General features: G+C 56.1%; 19 protein-coding genes. 5 read left to right on the top strand and 14 right to left on the bottom strand.

Annotated features, from left to right (window positions below):
• The first annotated feature begins 14 nt into the window (after positions 1–14).
• The gene (locus GM298_RS18910; protein WP_266155060.1) at positions 15–1,319 is read left to right on the top strand and encodes an SLC13 family permease; all 1,305 of its coding nucleotides are present in this window, start codon (positions 15–17) and stop codon (positions 1,317–1,319) included.
• A 47-nt stretch (positions 1,320–1,366) separates the two neighbouring features.
• On the opposite strand, the gene tpiA is transcribed toward GM298_RS18910, so the two are convergent.
• Complete coding sequence (gene tpiA / locus GM298_RS18915) at positions 1,367–2,134, bottom strand: triose-phosphate isomerase (RefSeq protein ID WP_006808674.1); 768 nt, start codon at positions 2,132–2,134, stop codon at positions 1,367–1,369.
• A 111-nt stretch (positions 2,135–2,245) separates the two neighbouring features.
• The gene (locus GM298_RS18920; RefSeq protein WP_025758819.1) at positions 2,246–2,842 is read right to left on the bottom strand and encodes a DUF1454 family protein; all 597 of its coding nucleotides are present in this window, start codon (positions 2,840–2,842) and stop codon (positions 2,246–2,248) included.
• A 112-nt stretch (positions 2,843–2,954) separates the two neighbouring features.
• Between GM298_RS18920 and GM298_RS18925 the strand changes: the two genes are divergently transcribed.
• Positions 2,955–3,374, top strand: a complete 420-nt coding sequence (locus GM298_RS18925) for a DUF805 domain-containing protein (protein WP_025758820.1) — start codon at positions 2,955–2,957, stop codon at positions 3,372–3,374.
• Here GM298_RS18925 and fpr read toward each other — a convergent pair whose 3' ends face one another.
• The 4 genes from fpr to GM298_RS18945 form a co-directional block, all read right to left on the bottom strand.
• Complete coding sequence (gene fpr, locus GM298_RS18930; RefSeq protein WP_025758821.1) at positions 3,375–4,121, bottom strand: ferredoxin--NADP(+) reductase; 747 nt, start codon at positions 4,119–4,121, stop codon at positions 3,375–3,377. It lies immediately after the preceding gene.
• A gap of 96 nt (positions 4,122–4,217) precedes the next feature.
• On the bottom strand, positions 4,218–5,228 hold the full coding sequence (gene glpX, locus GM298_RS18935) for a class II fructose-bisphosphatase (RefSeq protein WP_059386306.1): 1,011 nt from the start codon (positions 5,226–5,228) through the stop codon (positions 4,218–4,220).
• Positions 5,229–5,373: 145 nt separating this feature from the next.
• The gene (glpK, locus tag GM298_RS18940; RefSeq protein WP_014885706.1) at positions 5,374–6,882 is read right to left on the bottom strand and encodes a glycerol kinase GlpK; all 1,509 of its coding nucleotides are present in this window, start codon (positions 6,880–6,882) and stop codon (positions 5,374–5,376) included.
• A gap of 21 nt (positions 6,883–6,903) precedes the next feature.
• Complete coding sequence (locus GM298_RS18945) at positions 6,904–7,749, bottom strand: MIP/aquaporin family protein (RefSeq protein ID WP_014885705.1); 846 nt, start codon at positions 7,747–7,749, stop codon at positions 6,904–6,906.
• A gap of 399 nt (positions 7,750–8,148) precedes the next feature.
• Between GM298_RS18945 and zapB the strand changes: the two genes are divergently transcribed.
• Positions 8,149–8,388: a septal ring assembly protein ZapB gene (gene zapB, locus GM298_RS18950; RefSeq protein WP_008501806.1), complete on the top strand. Its 240-nt coding sequence runs from the start codon at positions 8,149–8,151 to the stop codon at positions 8,386–8,388.
• Positions 8,389–8,973: 585 nt separating this feature from the next.
• Here the strand turns inward: zapB and rraA are convergent.
• The 7 genes from rraA to priA all read right to left on the bottom strand — a co-directional run bounded on the left by rraA (position 8,974) and on the right by priA (position 16,939).
• Positions 8,974–9,459: a ribonuclease E activity regulator RraA gene (rraA, locus tag GM298_RS18955; RefSeq protein ID WP_025758826.1), complete on the bottom strand. Its 486-nt coding sequence runs from the start codon at positions 9,457–9,459 to the stop codon at positions 8,974–8,976.
• Positions 9,460–9,551: 92 nt separating this feature from the next.
• Positions 9,552–10,472 (bottom strand): 1,4-dihydroxy-2-naphthoate polyprenyltransferase, encoded by a 921-nt coding sequence (gene menA / locus GM298_RS18960; protein ID WP_025758828.1) that lies wholly within the window; start codon positions 10,470–10,472, stop codon positions 9,552–9,554.
• A gap of 68 nt (positions 10,473–10,540) precedes the next feature.
• Positions 10,541–11,875: an HslU--HslV peptidase ATPase subunit gene (hslU, locus tag GM298_RS18965; protein WP_025758829.1), complete on the bottom strand. Its 1,335-nt coding sequence runs from the start codon at positions 11,873–11,875 to the stop codon at positions 10,541–10,543.
• 9 nt (positions 11,876–11,884) lie between these two features.
• Positions 11,885–12,415: an ATP-dependent protease subunit HslV gene (hslV, locus tag GM298_RS18970; RefSeq protein ID WP_008501802.1), complete on the bottom strand. Its 531-nt coding sequence runs from the start codon at positions 12,413–12,415 to the stop codon at positions 11,885–11,887.
• 94 nt (positions 12,416–12,509) lie between these two features.
• Positions 12,510–13,505 carry a cell division protein FtsN gene (gene ftsN, locus GM298_RS18975; protein ID WP_025758830.1) on the bottom strand — a complete coding sequence of 332 codons (996 nt, stop codon included), beginning with the start codon at positions 13,503–13,505 and terminating at the stop codon, positions 12,510–12,512.
• Positions 13,506–13,598: 93 nt separating this feature from the next.
• Positions 13,599–14,624, bottom strand: a complete 1,026-nt coding sequence (gene cytR, locus GM298_RS18980; RefSeq protein ID WP_025758831.1) for a DNA-binding transcriptional regulator CytR — start codon at positions 14,622–14,624, stop codon at positions 13,599–13,601.
• Between the two features lie 119 nt (positions 14,625–14,743).
• On the bottom strand, positions 14,744–16,939 hold the full coding sequence (gene priA, locus GM298_RS18985; protein ID WP_128339388.1) for a primosomal protein N': 2,196 nt from the start codon (positions 16,937–16,939) through the stop codon (positions 14,744–14,746).
• A gap of 200 nt (positions 16,940–17,139) precedes the next feature.
• Here priA and rpmE point away from each other — a divergent pair, with 200 nt between their 5' ends.
• Positions 17,140–17,352, top strand: a complete 213-nt coding sequence (gene rpmE / locus GM298_RS18990; RefSeq protein WP_003862040.1) for a 50S ribosomal protein L31 — start codon at positions 17,140–17,142, stop codon at positions 17,350–17,352.
• 48 nt (positions 17,353–17,400) lie between these two features.
• Here the strand turns inward: rpmE and metJ are convergent, their stop codons facing one another.
• Positions 17,401–17,718, bottom strand: coding sequence for a met regulon transcriptional regulator MetJ (metJ, locus tag GM298_RS18995; RefSeq protein WP_003862042.1), 318 nt, complete (start codon positions 17,716–17,718; stop codon positions 17,401–17,403).
• A 276-nt stretch (positions 17,719–17,994) separates the two neighbouring features.
• Here metJ and metB point away from each other — a divergent pair, with 276 nt between their 5' ends.
• Positions 17,995–19,155, top strand: coding sequence for a cystathionine gamma-synthase (gene metB, locus GM298_RS19000; protein WP_021242813.1), 1,161 nt, complete (start codon positions 17,995–17,997; stop codon positions 19,153–19,155).
• The last annotated feature ends 1 nt before the right edge of the window (position 19,156 follow it).

A 19,156-nucleotide genomic window follows, 5' to 3' on the forward strand; every position in this document is an offset into this window, starting at 1 on the left:
TACAGGAGACAGGTATGTCGCTCTGGTCAACGTATCCTCTGCTGCTGCCCTCGCTGATCGTTGGCATCACCATCGTGCTATGGGCGACGTCGCTCTTGCCGGAGTTTATCACCGCCCTGCTGTTCTTCACCGCGGCGATGACGGCGAAAATTGCTCCGCCTGAGGTCATCTTCGGCGGTTTTGCCTCGTCGGCTTTCTGGCTGGTGTTCAGCGGTTTTGTGCTCGGCGTGGCGATCCGCAAAACCGGGCTGGCGGACAGGGCCGCCCGGGCGCTGTCCGCAAAGCTCACCGACTCCTGGGTATTGATGGTGGCGAGCGTGGTGGTGCTGAGCTACGCGCTGGCGTTTGTCATGCCGTCGAATATGGGGCGTATTGCGCTGCTGATGCCGATTGTCGCCGCGATGGCAAAGCGCGCCGGTATTGCTGACGGCTCCCGCGCCTGGTTTGGTCTGGCGCTGGCGGTGGGGTTCGGGACGTTCCAGCTTTCGGCGACGATCCTGCCTGCAAACGTCCCTAACCTGGTGATGAGCGGCGCGGCGGAAGGCTCGTACGGTATCCACCTGAACTATGTCCCGTATCTGCTGCTGCACACGCCGGTGCTGGGTATTCTCAAAGGCCTGATCCTGATTGGCCTTATCTGCTGGCTTTTTCCCGGTCATCCAAAACCCCCGAAGGAACAGACGTCATCTGAACCCATGGGCTGGGATGAAAAGCGTCTTGCCTGGCTGCTGGCGATAGTGCTGGGGATGTGGGTGACGGAGAGCTGGCACGGTGTGGGGCCAGCGTGGACGGGGCTGGCAGCATCGGTCATCGTTATGCTGCCGCGCGTGGGCTTTATCACCGGCGAGGAGTTTTCTGCCGGTGTGAATATGCGTACCTGTATCTATGTTGCCGGTATTCTGGGGCTGGCGATTGTCGTCACGCAAACCGGGATTGGAACGGCGGTGGGTGAGGCGTTGCTCCGCATTATGCCGCTGGATGCAGAGAGACCGTTCACCAGCTTCCTGGCGCTGACTGGTATTACCACCGCGCTCAACTTTATTATGACCGCCAACGGCGTTCCGGCGCTGTATACCACCCTGGCGCAGAGTTTTTCGGATGCGACAGGTTTCCCTTTGCTGTCAGTGATCATGATTCAGGTACTGGGTTATTCCACGCCGCTGCTGCCGTATCAGGCGTCGCCGATTGTGGTGGCGATGGGGTTAGGGAAGGTGCCTGCAAAGGCGGGGATGGTGCTCTGTCTGGCGCTGGCAATTGTCACGTATCTGGTGCTGCTGCCGCTGGATTATTTGTGGTTTAGCGTTTTAGGTCGTTTGTAGCGATTTTGTAGGGCGGGTAAGCGCAAGCGCCACCCGCCACAACAGCATTACGCCTGCTTAGCCGCTTCTGCCGCTTTAACGATCACCGCGAAAGCGTCAGCTTTCAGGGATGCACCGCCAACCAGCGCGCCATCAATGTCTGGCTGGGTGAACAGCTCAGCAGCGTTGGATGCGTTAACGGAACCGCCGTACTGGATAATCACTTGCTCAGCCACTTTCGCGTCGGCTTTAGCAATGTGGTCACGGATGAATTTGTGAACCGCCTGAGCCTGTGCAGGGGTAGCTGATTTACCGGTACCGATCGCCCAGACTGGCTCGTATGCGATAACCGCACCTTCGAACGCTGCCGCGCCCTGGGTTTTCAGCACCGCGTCGATCTGACGTGCGCACACTTCTTCGGTTTTGCCTGCTTCGTTTTCTGCTTCGGTTTCACCGATGCACAGAACCGGAATCAGACCCTGCTCTTTCAGCACAGCGAATTTCTTCGCGATGAATTCGTCAGATTCTTTGTGGTAGGTGCGACGCTCAGAGTGGCCGATGATGATGTATTTCGCGCCGATATCTTTCAGCATTTCAGCGGATGTTTCACCGGTGAACGCGCCAGACAGGTTAACGTCAACGTTCTGCGCGCCCAGCACGATGTGGCTGCCGTCAGCGGCACGTTTAGCCAGATCCAGATACATATCCGGCGGAGCGATAGCAACCGCGCAGCCCGTCACGCCAGCCAGCTCTTTACGCAGGTTCGCAACCAGCTCGTTTACCATGTGGCGGCTGCCGTTCAGTTTCCAGTTACCCATCACTAAAGGATGTCGCATTTCAATTCTCCACGCTAAATAAGCGAATTAAGGAATATGGCCACCCTGACGGGCAGCATGGTCTGTGAATCAGTATAGAGATTTTCCCCCGAAAGGCTTTGCTTTTTGTCATTAATTCGCCCCGCCGAGGGTGTCAGATAGTGCCAGCTTAATCGGTTCAACTGCGAAGGTCAGTCCTTTTTCGCCGTTGTCCGCCACAACATAGCGAATCGCGCCTTCGGTATCGGCGTAGTAACGCTTGTTTTTACCGGCAGTGAGGAGTTTTTGCAGCTTTTGCTGGCTTTGTTTTTTCGTCAGCGCGGGGGTAAAAGCCTGCAACACAGCGCTCATATACTCCAGCGCCTTTGCCTTAGCGGCTTTCTGCTCCGGCCCCTGTATCGGCAGCCAGGTGATTTGCATGCTTTTGATTTTTAACGTACCGCGCTCCAGCGCCGTGGAGGCATACAAATTCTCGTTAATCTTGCTGGCTGCACGGGTCAGGGTCGGGGTATCGCGGGAACCATCAATGGCGCGAAATTCATCCAGTGGCAGCGTTGGGTTGGCCTGATTGAAGGTTTCACGAAACTGGCTGATGGACTGATCGAACGACGGCGCACCCGCCAGCAGATACGGTGCGGTGGTCGGGGCCGTCGTTTCAGCGGCGTGCAGGGGAAAACCCGCGCTGAGCAGTGCTAAACACAGGAAGAGAGAACGTGCCGAACTTTTCATCAACATTGCCCCTGGCCGTAAGTGCTCATGATTAAAACGATATCTGGTCGGCTTGTCAAAAGGTCACAACTCCAGGGTAAAATGCGCGCAATACGATAATAAGGAACCTTACATGACCATACAGCAGTGGCTGTTTTCATTCAAAGGGCGTATTGGACGCCGTGATTTCTGGATCTGGATGGTGACGTGGGTTGTCGCCATGCTGCTTCTGTTTTTTGTTGCTTATAACGCCTGGCTAAGCACGCAAACGGCGGCCTTTGCGCTGGTCTGCCTGCTATGGCCAACGGCCGCCGTGGTGGTGAAACGTCTGCACGATCGTGGTCGTTCCGGCGCGTGGGCATTTCTGATTATTCTGGCGTGGATGCTGGTGGCGGGAAACTGGGCGATGCTGCCGTCCATCCTGCCGTGGGTGGTGGGCAGGCTGCTGCCGTCGGTCATCTTCGTGATGATGGTTATCGATCTGGGCGCGTTTATCGGCACCCAGAGCGAAAACAAATACGGTAAAGATACCGTTGAGGTGAAGTACCGCTGATCACCAGTAGTGTTCAGCAGTCATATGACCCGGCCGGCGGCGAAGGTGTTTCGTCATCTGCCGGGTATCCTTCAGAAGCTGCTGCGTGTCGCGAACCATCTGCGGGTTGCCGCACAGCATCACGTGGCTGGTTTCGGCGCTCATTGGCAAACCCACTGCCTCTTCCAGGGCACCACTTTCAATTAACGCTGGTACGCGGCCAGTCAGCGTTCCTGCTACGGTTTCGCGGCTGACCACCGTCTGAATCTTTAACTTTCCGCCATACTGCTGTTCCAGCGCCTGCATCTGCGGCAAATAGCTCAAGTCTGCAGCGTAGCGCGCAGCGTGAACCAGCACGATGTTTTTAAAGCGTTCCAGGTCTTTGCCGTACTGCAGAATAGAGAGGTAGGGGCCAATGGCCGTACCGGTGGCCAGCATCCAGAGGGTGTCACAGTCAGGGATTTCCTCGAGCACAAAGAAGCCGGCGGCTTCACTCACAATTTGCACCTCGTCTCCGGGCTTAAGGGCGGCAAGGCGCGGACTGAGTTTGCCGTCCGGAACGGTGACCAGATAAAACTCGAGGTCCGGGTTATCAGGGGCGTTAACGTATGAGTAGGCGCGCTGTACGCGCTCGCCGTCGACATCCAGCCCCAGCTTCGCAAATTGCCCGGCTTTAAACGGGTGGACGGGAGCATGCAGGGTGAGACTAAATAGCGCATCGGTCCAGAACTGTATTTTTGTGACTTTACCTGTTACCCAGTCCGCCATGATCTTCTCCTGTGCTGTTTCTCTGTTCTATCTTCCGTACTTACCGGGGAGATTTCCAGCCCCTTTGGGCCGGAAAGCTCTATCGATCAAACGGTTTTACAGAATGTGCGTCTGCACGTCCGGGTCTTTGCGGTCGAGATAGTGGATTGACTGAATGCGACGAATGGTGCGCGATTTACCGCGGATCAGCAGCGTTTCAGTGGTCGCCATATTGCCTTTGCGGGTAATGCCGTCCAGCAGGTCGCCTTTAGTAATTCCGGTTGCCGAGAAGACAACATTATCGCTACGAGCCATCTCGTTCAGCGCGAGCACTTTATTGGCCTCGATGCCCATCGCTTCGCAGCGTGCCAGCTCATTTTCCCCAATACGGCGGTTTTCTTCGCTGTCGCCTTTCACCTCATGACGTGGCAGCAGACGGGCCTGCATATCGCCATCCAGCGCGCGGATCACTGCCGCTGATACCACGCCTTCCGGCGCGCCACCGATGCCGTACAGCACATCCACTTCGCTGTCTGGCATGCAAGTCAAAATGGAGGCGGCAACGTCGCCATCCGGAATGGCAAACACCCGCACGCCGAGCTTTTGCATCTGCGCGATGGTGGCGTCGTGGCGCGGTTTGGCCAGAATAGTCACGGTAAGTTCGCTAAGGGGTTTGGCCAGCGCTTTGGCGATGTTGCGCAGGTTCTCTTCCAGCGGCAGGCTGAGGTCGATAGCGCCCTTCGCGCCAGGACCGACAATCAGCTTCTCCATATACATATCCGGCGCGTTGAGGAAGCAGCCTTTATCGCCTACAGCCAGCACCGCCAGGGCATTGGCCTGACCCATCGCCGTCATGCGGGTGCCTTCGATCGGGTCGACGGCGATATCCACGGCATCGCCGTTGCCGGTACCCACTTTTTCACCGATATAGAGCATCGGCGCTTCGTCGATCTCGCCTTCGCCGATCACGATAGTACCGTCGATGTTGACCTGGTTAAGCACAATGCGCATGGCATGGACGGCCGCGCCGTCTGCGGTATTTTTGTCACCACGACCCAGCCATTTATAGCCTGCAAGGGCGGCGGCTTCGGTGACGCGGGAAAACTCGATAGCAAGTTCACGTTTCATGAGGTACTCGTACAATCAAAAGGAATTGCACGAAGTTTATCACAGAGTGGGGAGGGTGCGGTCTGAGCCCCTCACCCCAAAGGGGAGAGGCTGTTTTTAGTCCCCTCGCCCCTTTGGGGTGAGGGTTAGGGTGAGGGGGGAGTTCTTACTCGTCGTGCTCTTCCCACGCCAGGGCGCGTTTCACCGCTTTTTTCCAGCCGCTGTAGCGGAAGTTACGTTCGGTGGTTTCGATGCCAGGACGGAATTCGCGTTCGATAACCGCTTTCTCCTGCAGCTCGTCCAGGTTCTGCCAGAAGCCGACGGCCAGACCGGCAAGGTACGCCGCACCCAGCGCGGTGACTTCACGCACTTCAGGACGCTCCACGCGGGTGCCCAGAATGTCGGACTGGAACTGCATCAGGAAGTTGTTCGCCACCGCGCCGCCGTCCACGCGCAGGGCGTGCAGACGAATGCCGGAGTCCGCCTGCATCGCTTCCAGCACGTCACGCGTCTGGTAGGCGATGGATTCCAGGGTGGCGCGAATAATGTGGTTAGAATTCACACCACGCGTCAGGCCGAAAATCGCGCCGCGCGCATACGGGTCCCAGTACGGTGCGCCCAGACCGGTGAATGCAGGCACCACGTACACGCCGTTGGTGTCTTTCACTTTGGTCGCGAAGTACTCGGAGTCGAATGCATCGCTGATCAGCTTCATCTCGTCACGCAGCCACTGGATAGACGCACCGGCCATGAACACCGCACCTTCCAGGGCATAGTTCACTTCGCCGCGTGGGCCGCAGGCGATGGTGGTCAGCAGGCCGTTTTCTGATTTCACTGCTTTCTCGCCGGTGTTCATCAGCATAAAGCAGCCGGTGCCGTAGGTGTTCTTCGCCATCCCTTCCTTAACGCACAGCTGGCCGAACAGCGCCGCCTGCTGGTCACCAGCGATACCGGCGATAGGAATACGCGTACCGCCTTTACCGCCGATGTTGGTCTGGCCGTACACTTCAGAAGATTTACGCACTTCAGGCAGCATCGCGCGTGGGATATCCAGCGCGTCCAGCATCTTGTCATCCCACTCCAGGGTGTTGATGTTGAACAGCATGGTACGCGAGGCGTTGGTGTAGTCGGTGACGTGAACGCGTCCCTGGGTCATCTTCCAGATAAGCCAGGTATCGACGGTGCCGAACAGCAGCTCACCGCGTTTGGCACGCTCACGTGACCCTTCCACGTGGTCGAGGATCCACTTCACTTTGGTGCCGGAGAAATACGGGTCAACCACCAGACCCGTGGCGCTGCGGACGTACTCTTCCATGCCATCACGCTTCAGCTGCTCGCAGATCTCAGAAGTACGACGGCACTGCCAGACGATGGCGTTGTAAATCGGTTTTCCGGTTTCACGTTCCCAGACAATCGTTGTTTCACGCTGGTTGGTGATACCAATTGCGGCGATTTCGTCAGAACTGATATCGGCTTTCGCCAGCACTTCGACCAGCGTGGAGCTTTGTGATGCCCAAATCTCCATCGGGTCGTGTTCTACCCAGCCTGGACGAGGATAAATTTGTTCAAATTCGCGCTGTGACACGCTGACGATGTTCGCGTCATGATCCATTACGACAGCGCGGGAGCTGGTAGTGCCCTGGTCGAGCGCAACGATATATTTTTTTTCGGTCATGGTATGTGTCCCGTAGTCAGATTACAGCGAAGCTTTTTGTTGTGCGGTAGAAGTCGTCTCCTTCTCCTCTTCCACACAGGTGTCGCACGGTAAGTGGCGACCAATTAATTTGCGGTAGCTAAATGCGCCCAGCGCAGCCCCGACAACCGGTGCAAACAGCGGTACCAGGAAGTAAGGAATGTCTTTGCCACCGGTAAAGGCGACGTCGCCCCAGCCTGCGATAAAGGCGAACGCTTTCGGTCCGATATCACGCGCCGGGTTCATCGCGAATCCGGTCAGTGGGCCCATGGATGCGCCAATTACCGCAATCAGCAGACCAATCAGCAGAGGAGCCAGCGGGCCGCGCGGAATGCCGTTTCCGTCGTCGGTCAGCGCCAGGATTACGCCCATCAGAATAGCGGTAATCACCATTTCAACTGCGAATGCCTGCACAAAATTGATATGCGGGTTTGGATAGGTTGAGAAGATACCTGCCAGATCCAGACTTTCGACGCTGCCGCGCACCATATGATGCGTCTGTTCGAAGTCGATGAAAAGATTGTAATAAAGCCCGTAAACTAACGCCGCTGCGCAAAACGCGCCGGCAAACTGAGAAAGAATGAAAGGAACAACTTTGCGTCCGTCGAAGCACGCAAACAGCCACAGTGCGATAGTCACCGCCGGGTTAAGATGTGCACCAGAAACCCCTGCAGTCAGGTAGATGGCCATCGCCACGCCCAGACCCCAGATGATACTGATTTCCCACTGACCAAAACTGGCACCCGCCACTTTCAGTGCAGCGACACAACCCACTCCGAAGAATATCAACAACCCGGTACCAAGGAACTCGGCAATGCACTGGCCTTTTAAGGTTGATGTCTGACTCATAATCGGAATCCTGAAGAAATTGATGTTTATTGTTAGCATGGCCGCCCGTGACAGCCACGATGTCCTGTAGACATAGTGTTAATTTATCGTTAACGAGCAAAAACGAGAAATATCGAAATCAAAATGTGTGGTCTATGTCAATAAAATGAGCGTTTTCGCGCCATAAAGCACATTTTTACAACAGCGCCGGAATGTGAGCTGAATCATTTCATTAACGAATGAGTTAACAATTTAGGGGTATATGACGCGAACGCACCAGGACCAGACCTAAAAGTGTTGCAAAGCGCGATCTGCGCGGCGTGTCGCTGGACACAGAGCGCCGCGCTCCATACAATCGATGGAATATGTCGTGCGCGTTTATGTTAAAGCGTCGCCTTGCAATTCAGGAGAGGTAGCATCATGTCTTTAGAAGTGTTTGAGAAACTGGAATCGAAAGTACAGCAGGCGATTGACACCATCACGCTGCTGCAGATGGAAATTGAAGAGCTGAAAGAGAAGAACAACAGCCTGGCGCAGGAAGTTCAGAATGCGCAGCACAGCCGCGAAGAACTGGAGCGCGAAAACAACCAGCTGCGCGAGCAGCAGAACGGCTGGCAGGATCGCCTGCAGGCGCTGCTGGGACGTATGGAAGAAGTCTGATTCCCATAGAGAAGAACAGAGTAGGCCGGGTCAGGCGAAGCCGCCACCCGGCTTTTTTTATGGTTTTCGTTAACTGACATCAAACCATAAAAAAGGCCGCCAATGGCGGCCTTAACGCTACTTGTCCTGCGCTGTCATAGCATAAGCAACAAACCCACCAGGTTCATCACTCTTTACCACGAGTACGCTGGCGACAATGAACGCGATACATAAATAGCGTTTCATTATGCGGTCCCTGCAGCTAACCGCTCCACCGTTCACCACCGGTGATAAGTCGGTGGACACAAGCCCTGGCGTGGGCTGCTTTACGGTTGTGAATATACCTTTCCCTGGACCGATGCCCATTTGCGAGATGGCGGAAAGGGACGCTGCATCATAGTTAACATCAGCCTCGCCGTTAAGATGTGCAAATAAAATTAAGATTTTATAAAGAGTCTGAGGGATTGCCTGCCGCTTATTGAGGGGTATGATAAAAGTCCCTGGTGTGGAGCTGTAAATTCTCCCAACGGACCGCGAATCCCGAGGGACAAAAAAACCGCCACATTGCTGTTGGCGGTTTTTTTATGGTTCACGCTGACTGTTTTACTACTCAATATCCAGCGGATCTTCGGACAGGATAATGCCGGTATTATCGGCGTAGAGATGGTCGCCTGAGAAGAAGGTCACGCCGCCGAAGTTAACGCGCACGTCGCTTTCGCCGATGCCGTCACCCGCCGCCCCTACCGGTATGGCAGCGATGGCCTGAATCCCGATATCCAGCTCCTCCAGATCGTCCACCTGGCGCACGGAACCGTACACCACAAGGCCTTCCCACTCATTCTGGACGGCAATGCCGGCCAGCTCTGCATCAATCAAGGCGCGCCGCACGGAACCGCCGCCGTCGACCACCAGAACGCGACCACGGCCGTTCTGTTCGAGCAGATCGTACAGCAACCCGTTATCCTCGAAACATTTCACCGTGACGATTTGACCGCCAAACGACGACCGCCCACCAAAGTTGGAGAATAACGGTTCAACGACGTTGACATCTTCCTGGTAGATGTCACAAAGCTCGGAGGTATCGTATTTCATAGGGTTAACGCTCAGTTGCTGCGAATGTGTTCAGTATATCGTGCGAAATGCGTTGTTGGCAAAATCATCAATTGTTAATTGATATTTGTCAGCTAACGCAGCGTCTGGCTTAAGACAATCCCGATGACGAACAACAGGTTAGTCAGCAGCGCGCCTTTTACCGTGCGCTCCAGCATCGGCGGCATGGCAGCCGGGCTGCGTTCACGCATGACAAAGCGGGCCTGGTTAATCAACAGCGGCGCGGCAAGCAAAAACAGCCAGCCCCACAGACTGTGCAGGGAAATCAGGTTAAACAGCGCGAGACAGACCAGGGCACCCAGCAGCAGGCAGGCATGGTAGCGACGCGCATTCACTGGCCCCAGACGGACCGCCAGGGTGTTTTTGCCGTTCTCGCGATCGCTGTCGATGTCGCGCAGGTTGTTGATGTTGAGCACTGCTGTCGCCAGCAGACCGCAGGCGGTCGCGGGCAGGAACAGGGCCGGGATCACCGTATGCGCCTGCAGATACCAGCTTCCCATCACGCTCAGCCAGCCGAAGAACACCAGCACGGAGATATCCCCGAGACCAATATAACCGTAGGGGCGCGTACCGACGGTATAAGTGATGGCGGCAATAATGGCCAATAGCCCCAGCACCAGGAAGCCAATAAAATCGCTGGTGGTATTAGACGCCACCGTCACCAGTGCCAGGCCGGATAGGCAGATCAACACCACGGTGATTATCAGCGCACGTTTCATCTGCGCCTGAGTAATCACACCTTTTTGCATTCCACGCAGTGGCCCGATACGGTCCGGCTTGTCACTGCCTTTCACCGCATCGCCATAATCGTTGGCAAGGTTGGAAAGGATCTGCAGCAGACCCGCGGTAATCAATGCGAGTGCGGCCACCAGGGGATCAAAATAACCTTGCCACCAGGCAAGCGCCGTACCGACAATAATCGCGGCAAAGGCCAGAGGAAGGGTTTTAGGGCGCAAACTTTCGAGCCACGCCTGAGTACGGCTGATGTCAGTCATAAGTATTTAGCCAATAAAAATGGGGGCATTAGCCCCCATTAAACGTGATGAGAATGCAGTAACCGCGATTATAGGATAAAACGGCTCAGATCTTCATCTGCCACTAACGCATCCAGATGTTTACTCACATAGTCTGCGTCAATGGTAACGGTTTGGCCGCTGAGGTCGCTCGCGTCATAAGAGATATCTTCCACCAGGCGTTCCAGCACGGTGTGCAGACGACGCGCACCGATGTTCTCGGTGGTTTCGTTCACCTGCCATGCAGCCTGAGCAATACGCTTGATGCCGTCTTCGGTGAATTCGAGGTTCACGCCTTCGGTCGCCATCAGCGCTTTGTACTGAACGGTAGCAGAAGCGTTTGGCTCGGTCAGGATACGTTCGAAATCTTCGGTGGTCAGCGCCTGCAGCTCAACGCGGATGGGCAGACGTCCCTGCAGTTCCGGGATCAGATCCGACGGGCTGGCGACCTGGAACGCACCTGAAGCGATAAACAGGATGTGGTCCGTTTTCACCATGCCGTGCTTGGTTGAGACGGTGCAGCCTTCCACCAGCGGCAGGAGGTCGCGCTGAACGCCTTCGCGGGAAACATCCGGGCCGGAACTGTTGCCGCCACGCTTACAAATTTTGTCGATTTCGTCGATAAACACGATACCGTGCTGCTCAACCGCGTCGATAGCGTCCTGCTTCAGCTCTTCCGGGTTCACCAGCTTCGCCGCTTCTTCTTCAATCAACAGCTTCATCGCGTCTTTGATTTTCAGCTTACGCGCTTTTTGCTTCTGGCCGCCCAGGTTCTGGAACATGGACTGCAGCTGGCTGGTCATCTCCTCCATTCCCGGAGGCGCCATGATTTCCACACCCATTGGCGCGGCAGCGAGATCGATCTCAATCTCTTTGTCGTCCAACTGACCTTCACGCAGTTTTTTACGGAACGCCTGACGTGCCGCAGACGGTTCAGCCTGCTGTTCAGCCTGGCCCCAGTTATTTTTCGCCGGTGGGATCAGCACGTCGAGAATGCGCTCTTCAGCCATCTCTTCTGCGCGATAGCGGTTTTTCTCAATCGCCTGGACGCGCACCATTTTGATCGCCGAATCGGTCAGATCGCGGATGATGGAGTCCACTTCTTTACCTACATAGCCCACTTCGGTGAACTTGGTGGCTTCCACTTTGATGAACGGCGCATTAGCCAGTTTTGCCAGGCGACGGGCGATCTCGGTTTTACCGACGCCGGTCGGGCCGATCATCAGAATGTTTTTTGGCGTCACTTCATGGCGCAGCTCTTCGTCGAGCTGCATGCGGCGCCAGCGGTTACGCAGGGCAATCGCCACGGAACGCTTCGCGTTGTCCTGGCCGATAATATGTTTGTCCAGTTCGCTGACAATTTCGCGTGGGGTCATTTCAGACATGGGAGATCCTTACGCTTTGGAGGTCAATTCTTCGATGGTGTGATTGTGGTTGGTATAGATGCAGATATCACCTGCAATATCCAACGCCTTCACCGCGATATCACGCGCGTTCATGTCGGTGTTCTCCAACAGCGCGCGGGCTGCAGCCTGGGCATAAGGGCCGCCAGAGCCGATGGCAATCAGGTCATTTTCCGGCTGAATAACGTCACCGTTACCGGTGATGATAAGCGAAGCGGTTTCATCAGCCACCGCCAGCAGCGCTTCGAGCTTGCGCAGCATGCGGTCGGTACGCCAGTCTTTTGCCAGCTCCACGGCGGCTTTCACCAGATGACCCTGGTGCATTTCCAGTTTGCGTTCAAACAGTTCAAACAGCGTGAAGGCATCAGCCGTGCCGCCTGCAAAACCGGCGATCACTTTGTCGTTATAGAGACGACGCACTTTCTTCACGTTGCCTTTCATGACGGTATTACCCAGCGTGGCCTGGCCATCACCGGCGATTACCACATGGCCGTTACGGCGTACACTTACTATTGTTGTCACGAGCAGACCCCCTGGTTACAGAATCGGGAAACAGGAGCCCTGAGCCTGTGCCCAGGGCTGAATAGAATGATAGATGGGGGGGAATTTGGGGGTTTCAACCCCCGGATGCGAGTCGAATGCAGTTTGTGTGACCGGCGAGTTTCAAACGAGAAATGGTGCCATCGGCATTTTCTTTGCCTTTGACCGGACCAATCACCACGCGATTCCAGCCGTTATTGGTGGTAATTCGCGAGTCAAACCCTTCAAAAGCCAGCTGTGCACGCACCGTTTCCGCCTGCTCGGCGCCTTTGAACGAACCACACTGAACCATCCAGCGACGTTCGTCTTTTTTCTCTGCCGTCTGCTTAGGTGCTTCGGTCTCTTTGGTGATCGGCGCGGCCTGCTGCGTTTTCGGCTGCTGTGCGGTGGTATGCGCAGGCGTCTGCAGCAGATCCTGATACGGCTGAGCCGCCTGCTTCTGCGGCTGGGCCTTTGGCTGTTGCTGAGCAGGCTGGGACTGCGCCGTGCGCGTCTGCTGCTGGTACGGCTGTTCCGTGACCCGCGGCTGCGCTTTAGGCTGCTGTACCGGCTGGGTTTGCGCCCACTGCTGTTGTTGCTGCTGCTGAATCTGCTGTTGCGCCTGACGTCGCTGCAGCGTCTGCTGGCGCTGTTCCGGCGTCTGCTCATTCCACGGCACTTCATTCAGCTGCGTTGGCTGCTGGCGCATATCGGCCTGCATTTGTGCCAGCAGCTGACGCTGTTCATCCGTCAGTTGATTCGCATTCTGCACTTCACCACCCGCAGAAGGTTCGGTTGGCGCACGTACCCCAGGCTGACGGCTTTCCAGCTCTTTGATATAGCGCCAGCGCTCTTCAGGCTTCGGAGGAAGGCCATTTCCGGCCACTTTACTGGCCTGAAGCGCCTCAGACTCTTCTTTTTTATGGTGCGTGATAAAGTACAGGCCACCAATAAAGGCGACGACTACAGCCGCAGCAATAGCGACCATTGCTGGCGAGACAGCAGGCAGGTTACGTTGCTTTTTCCTTGAGCTACTCTTTTTGCGTCGCGAAGGTGCCGGCTGGCCGCGACGTACATAATCTCGTTGTGCCACTATCGTTTCGCTGTATTTATTCGTTCGTCAGTCCGCCATGTTACTTAAGCGGCGGGGCTTTGACCAGATAAGGGTGTCCTAAAGACGTTTACTTTAAGTCAATGCCTGGGTCGTGCCACGGACAATCAGTTCGCAGTCCAGCAACCGTGAGCCGCTGCTAACTGTTTGACCGTGAAGCTGATCCAGCAGAAGAAGCATCGCTTCGCGACCGATTTGGTAGCGCGGCTGAGAAACCGTTGAGAGCGGCGGATCGCAAAATTCTGAAAGCGAAATATTATCGAATCCGATGATAGATAAATCTTTCGGTATCCGCAGGCCGCGACGTTTGGCGTACGAAAGCGCGCCCAGCGCCATCACATCGCTGTGACAAAATACGGCGGTTGGCGGCTCTGGCAGATCCAGCAGCCTTTCCAGTGCTTGACCACCGGCTGCGAAGGTAAAGTCACCGCGCGCAATGTAGTGCGGATCGACGATGGCGCCGGTACGGCGCAGCGCCTGCACGTAGCCCTGCAGACGGTAGTGACACAGCGGCATCTCTTCCGGCCCGGCAATGCAGCCAATCCGTTTATGTCCCAGTTCCTGGAGATAGTTCACGGCGTTGAATGCGGCGGTGAGGTTATCGATATGGACCGTCGGCAGCTCCAGCTCTGGCGCAAACTCGTTGGCCATCACCATCGGTGGTAAATTCCGCTGTTCTTCAATGCTGGCGTCGAACGGCAGGCGCGAGCCAAGCAGCAGCATACCGTCAATCTGCTTGGTGATAATGAGGTCGATAAAGGTTTTTTCTTGCTGGTTCTGGTGGGCACAGTCGCCAATCAGCACCAGGTAGCCCTGTTCCGCCGCGGTGACTTCAATTCCGCGAATAATCTCGCTGAAGAAGGGGTCGCAGATGTCCGGCACAATCACCAGAATGGTACGCGACTCGTTGCGCTTCACGTTACGCCCCATTGCCTGCGGAAAATAGCCCACTTCCAGCGCAGCCTGCTCCACCCGGTTACGGGTCGCCTGGGAGACTTTATCCGGGTTCATTAATGCGCGGGACACGGTTGCCGTTGAGACTTGTGCTTTCTCGGCAACGTCTTTCATGGTCGCCGCAGCAACCTCTTTCCTGGACTTCAACGTCTTCTCCTCGCCTGAACACCGAACTTCTGACGTCACCATTTTTACAGATAGTTAATGGAATCGGTTACAGAATTTTCATAAAAAGTGTGAGGAGCGTTAAATTTTTCGATCCGCCTTCAGCCTTCGATGGGATCGACATCCAGAACCCACTTCACTTTTCGCGCTTCGGGCAGGGTGTTAATCAGCACCAGCGCGCCGCTGACGATATGCTGAAGACGAACCCGCGAGGGGTGCTGGAGCAAAATTTGCCAGCGAAAACGTCCCCCGCGCTTGGGCGCCAGCGCCGGAACCGGACCTAAAATCCACAGTTGATTATCCACCAGCGGGCTGGCCTGCAGGAGGTTTCTCAGCTGCTGCAGGAAAAGCGGCGCCTGCTGGTTGTTATGGTCTTCCGCGCGGATGATAACGTGGCTGGTCCACGGGGGAAGCTGCATGGTCTGGCGTTCGGCCAGCGCCTGCTCGGCGAAGGCGTCATAGCCTTTGTGCAACAGGGTTTGCAGCAACGGGTGCTCCGGGTGGTGCGTTTGCAGAACGACTTCTCCCTGCTTGCCGGCGCGCCCCGCACGTCCCGCCACCTGGGTATAGAGCTGGGCAAAACGCTCGGCTGAGCGGAAATCGGCAGAGAACAGCGCGCCGTCCACGTCCAGCAGAGCGACCAGCGTCACGTCCGGAAAGTGATGGCCTTTGGCCAGCATCTGGGTGCCAATCAGTATGCGTGCGCCTCCGCGATGCACTTCCGCCAGCTGCTGCTCCAGCGCCCCTTTGCGGCTGGTGGTATCTCTGTCGATACGGGAAATGGGCACATCCGGGAAGAAAGGGGCCAGAGCCTGTTCCAGCTGCTCCGTCCCCAGACCAACCGGCACAATATGCGTAGACCCGCACGAGGGGCACTGGCGTGGCACCGGGCGCTGGCTGTCGCAGTGGTGGCAGCGCAAATGACGCTGGGCCTGGTGGAAGGTGTAGTAATGGTCACAGCGCGGGCACTCGGCAATCCAGCCGCAGTCGTGGCACAGCAGGGCGGGGGCAAACCCGCGTCGGTTAAGGAACAGAATGACCTGGTTCCCCGCCTGCAAATGCTGGCGCATGCGGGTAATAAGCGCGGGCGCTAACCCTGCCTGCACCTGCTGACCTTTCAGATCCAGCACATGCTGAATGGCCGGACGGGCATTCCCCGCGCGGCGCGTCAGGCGCAGCATATGGTATTTACGCTGGCGCACGTTGTGCAGCGTTTCGAGCGCAGGCGTGGCGGAGCCAAGAATGATGGGGATTTGCTCGCTGTGGGCGCGATAAACCGCCAGATCGCGGGCGTGATAGCGCCAGCCTTCCTGCTGTTTATAGGAGCTGTCGTGCTCTTCGTCGATCACGATAACGCCAAGGTTTTTAAACGGCGTAAACAGCGACGAGCGGGTGCCGATGACAATCGCCGCTTCGCCGTTCTTCGCTTTCAGCCAGGCGCTGAGCCGTTCGCTGTCGTTCAGGCCGGAGTGCAGCACTTCAACCGGCGCATTGAAGCGTTCGCGAAAGCGGGCGATGGTTTGCGGCGTCAGGCCAATTTCCGGCACCATCACCAGCGCCTGCTTGCCCTGAGCGAGCACGTTTTCCAGCACGCTCAGGTAGACTTCGGTCTTGCCGGAGCCGGTGACCCCCGCCAGCAGCCAGGCAGAGAAATGGTCGGAGGCGCTATGAATCGCGCCGACGGCGGTGGCCTGCTCGGTATTCAGACGCAGGCGATCCCCTGAGACGGAGAAACGCTCCCGCCAGTCGTACAGGGCAGGTGCTTCGCTTGCCAGCTCGCTCAGCCCTTTCTTTCTTAAAGCCTGTAGCGCCGTTTCGCTGACCTCGAGCTCATCAACCTGATGACGCCAGATTTTTCCCTGACGCAGGGCCGCCAGCGCCTGCTGCTGTTTCTGCGAGCGCTTCAGGCTGTTGATGTCCACCGACTGGCCCTGCTCGGTCGCAAACCAGTACCACACTGGCGCATGGGTGGCGCTCTTGCCCTGGCGCAGCATGATCGGCAGGGCGTGGAACAGAACATCGCCAATCGGGTGATGGTAGTAATCCGCCGCCCACAGCAGCAGTCGCCAGGTGCTGAGGGAGTAAACCGGCTCGTTGTCCAGCACTTCAACAATCGATTTCAGTTCGTTAAGCGGTAATTCGCTTTTATCGCTGACGGAGACGACGATCCCTACACGCTGCTGTTTGCCGAACGGCACGGTCACGCGACAGCCCGCTTTTGCGCTCATGCTGTCAGGCAGCAGGTAGTCAAAGGTGCGGGGAAGCGGAACGGGCAGGGCAACGTGAGCGACGGGCATCGAATCTTCCTGACTTGAAAAGTGGCGCGTTAGTATACACATTAGTGAAAGCGGCGTGCGGATCAGTTTGCATACGTTGGTCAAATTCTGTATGATTCGCCGCCTTTGGTGTACTTTACGCCAAAGAACTTACAATCAACATCGCGTGGTGTCTGGCGTTAGGGCTGGAAGAGCGACGCGGCCTTAACTGAGGTTCTCCCATGAAAAAAGATATTCACCCGAAATACGAAATGATTACTGCAAACTGCTCTTGCGGTAACTCTATCCAGATCCGCTCTACCGTGGGTCACGATCTGAACCTGGACGTGTGCGGCAAATGCCACCCGTTCTACACTGGTAAGCAGCGTGATGTTGCAACCGGTGGCCGTGTTGACCGCTTCAACAAGCGTTTCAGCATCCCGGGCGCTAAATAAGTTTCCCGAAAAAAAGGCACCGCAAGGTGCCTTTTTTGTATCCGCTTCTCAGTATTCCCACGTCTCCGGGTCAATACCCAGTTCACGCATGATCACCTTCGCCTCTTCCGGGATTTCGTCACTACGCTCTTTGCGCAGATCGTCATCGTTCGGCAACGGTTGACCGGTAAACGCATGCAGAAACGCTTCGCACAGCAGTTCGCTGTTGGTTGCGTGGCGCAGGTTGTTCACCTGACGACGCGTACGTTCATCGGTGAGGATCTTCAACACCTTCAGAGGAATGGAAACCGTAATTTTCTTTACTTGCTCACTCTTCTTACCGTGCTCAGCGTATGGGCTGATATATTCGCCGCTCCATTCAGCCATGAGATACCTTTAATCCTCTCAGTCATTTATCTAAAGGTGCAAAACCTGTAACCACCCGTTTTGAACCGCAATCTTGCCTAGTTTACCGTAGAGACGATACCGTGGCACGGATATTGCCGCTGCAGCGTGCACTAAAGCATATAATTTTAACGGCTATTTGCGCATTGCTCAATCTATACGCAAAGAAGTTTAGATGTCCAGATGTATTGACGTCCATACTTTCAATGTTTACTCTGGTGCCTGACTTTTCACCTCATTCGCCAGGAAGCCCTCACCATGACGCGTAAACAGGCCACTATCGCAGTGCGTAGCGGATTAAATGATGACGAGCAGTACGGCTGCGTTGTCCCGCCCATTCATCTTTCCAGTACCTATAATTTCACCGGATTTAATGAACCCCGCGCGCATGATTACTCGCGTCGTGGCAACCCTACGCGTGACGTGACCCAGCGCGCGCTGGCGGAACTGGAAGGTGGCGCAGGGGCAGTATTAACCAATACCGGGATGTCCGCCATTCATCTGGTCACCACCGTGTTCCTGAAACCGGGCGATCTGCTGGTGGCGCCGCACGATTGCTACGGCGGCAGCTATCGTCTGTTTGATAGCCTGGCGAAACGCGGCTGCTATCGCGTACTGTTTGTCGATCAAAACGACGAACAGGCGCTGAAACAGGCGCTGGCAGAGAAACCGAAGCTGGTCCTGGTGGAAAGTCCAAGCAATCCATTGTTGCGCGTTGTCGATATTGCGAAAATTTGTCAGCTCGCAAGGGATGCGGGAGCGATAAGTGTAGTGGATAATACCTTCCTCAGTCCGGCCCTTCAGAACCCACTCGCACTGGGTGCCGATCTGGTATTGCATTCATGCACAAAATATCTGAACGGCCATTCTGACGTGGTTGCGGGCGTGGTGATTGCTAAAGATCCTGATGTTGTCACCGAACTGGCATGGTGGGCGAATAACATTGGCGTCACCGCCGGGGCTTTCGACAGTTATCTGCTGTTACGCGGCATTCGCACGCTGTCGCCGCGTATGGACGTGGCGCAGCGCAATGCCCAGGCGATTGTTGATTTCCTGAAAACCCAGCCGCTGGTGAAAAAGCTCTACCACCCGTCGCTGCCTGAAAACCAGGGGCATGAGATTGCCGCGCGTCAGCAGAAAGGGTTTGGCGCGATGTTAAGTTTTGAACTGGACGGTGACGAGCAAACGCTGCGTCGCTTCCTGAGCGGGTTGTCATTGTTTACGCTGGCGGAATCCTTAGGTGGGGTTGAAAGCTTGATCTCCCACGCCGCGACCATGACGCACGCAGGTATGGCACCCGAAGCACGTGCCGCCGCCGGGATTTCTGAGACGCTGCTGCGGATCTCAACCGGTATTGAAGATTCTGAAGATTTAATTGCCGATCTGGAAAATGGCTTCCGGGTCGCAGCCAAGGGGTAAT

The sequence above is a fragment of the Enterobacter sp. HSTU-ASh6 genome, from assembly GCF_026319105.1.
GTDB lineage: Bacteria > Pseudomonadota > Gammaproteobacteria > Enterobacterales > Enterobacteriaceae > Enterobacter > Enterobacter sichuanensis.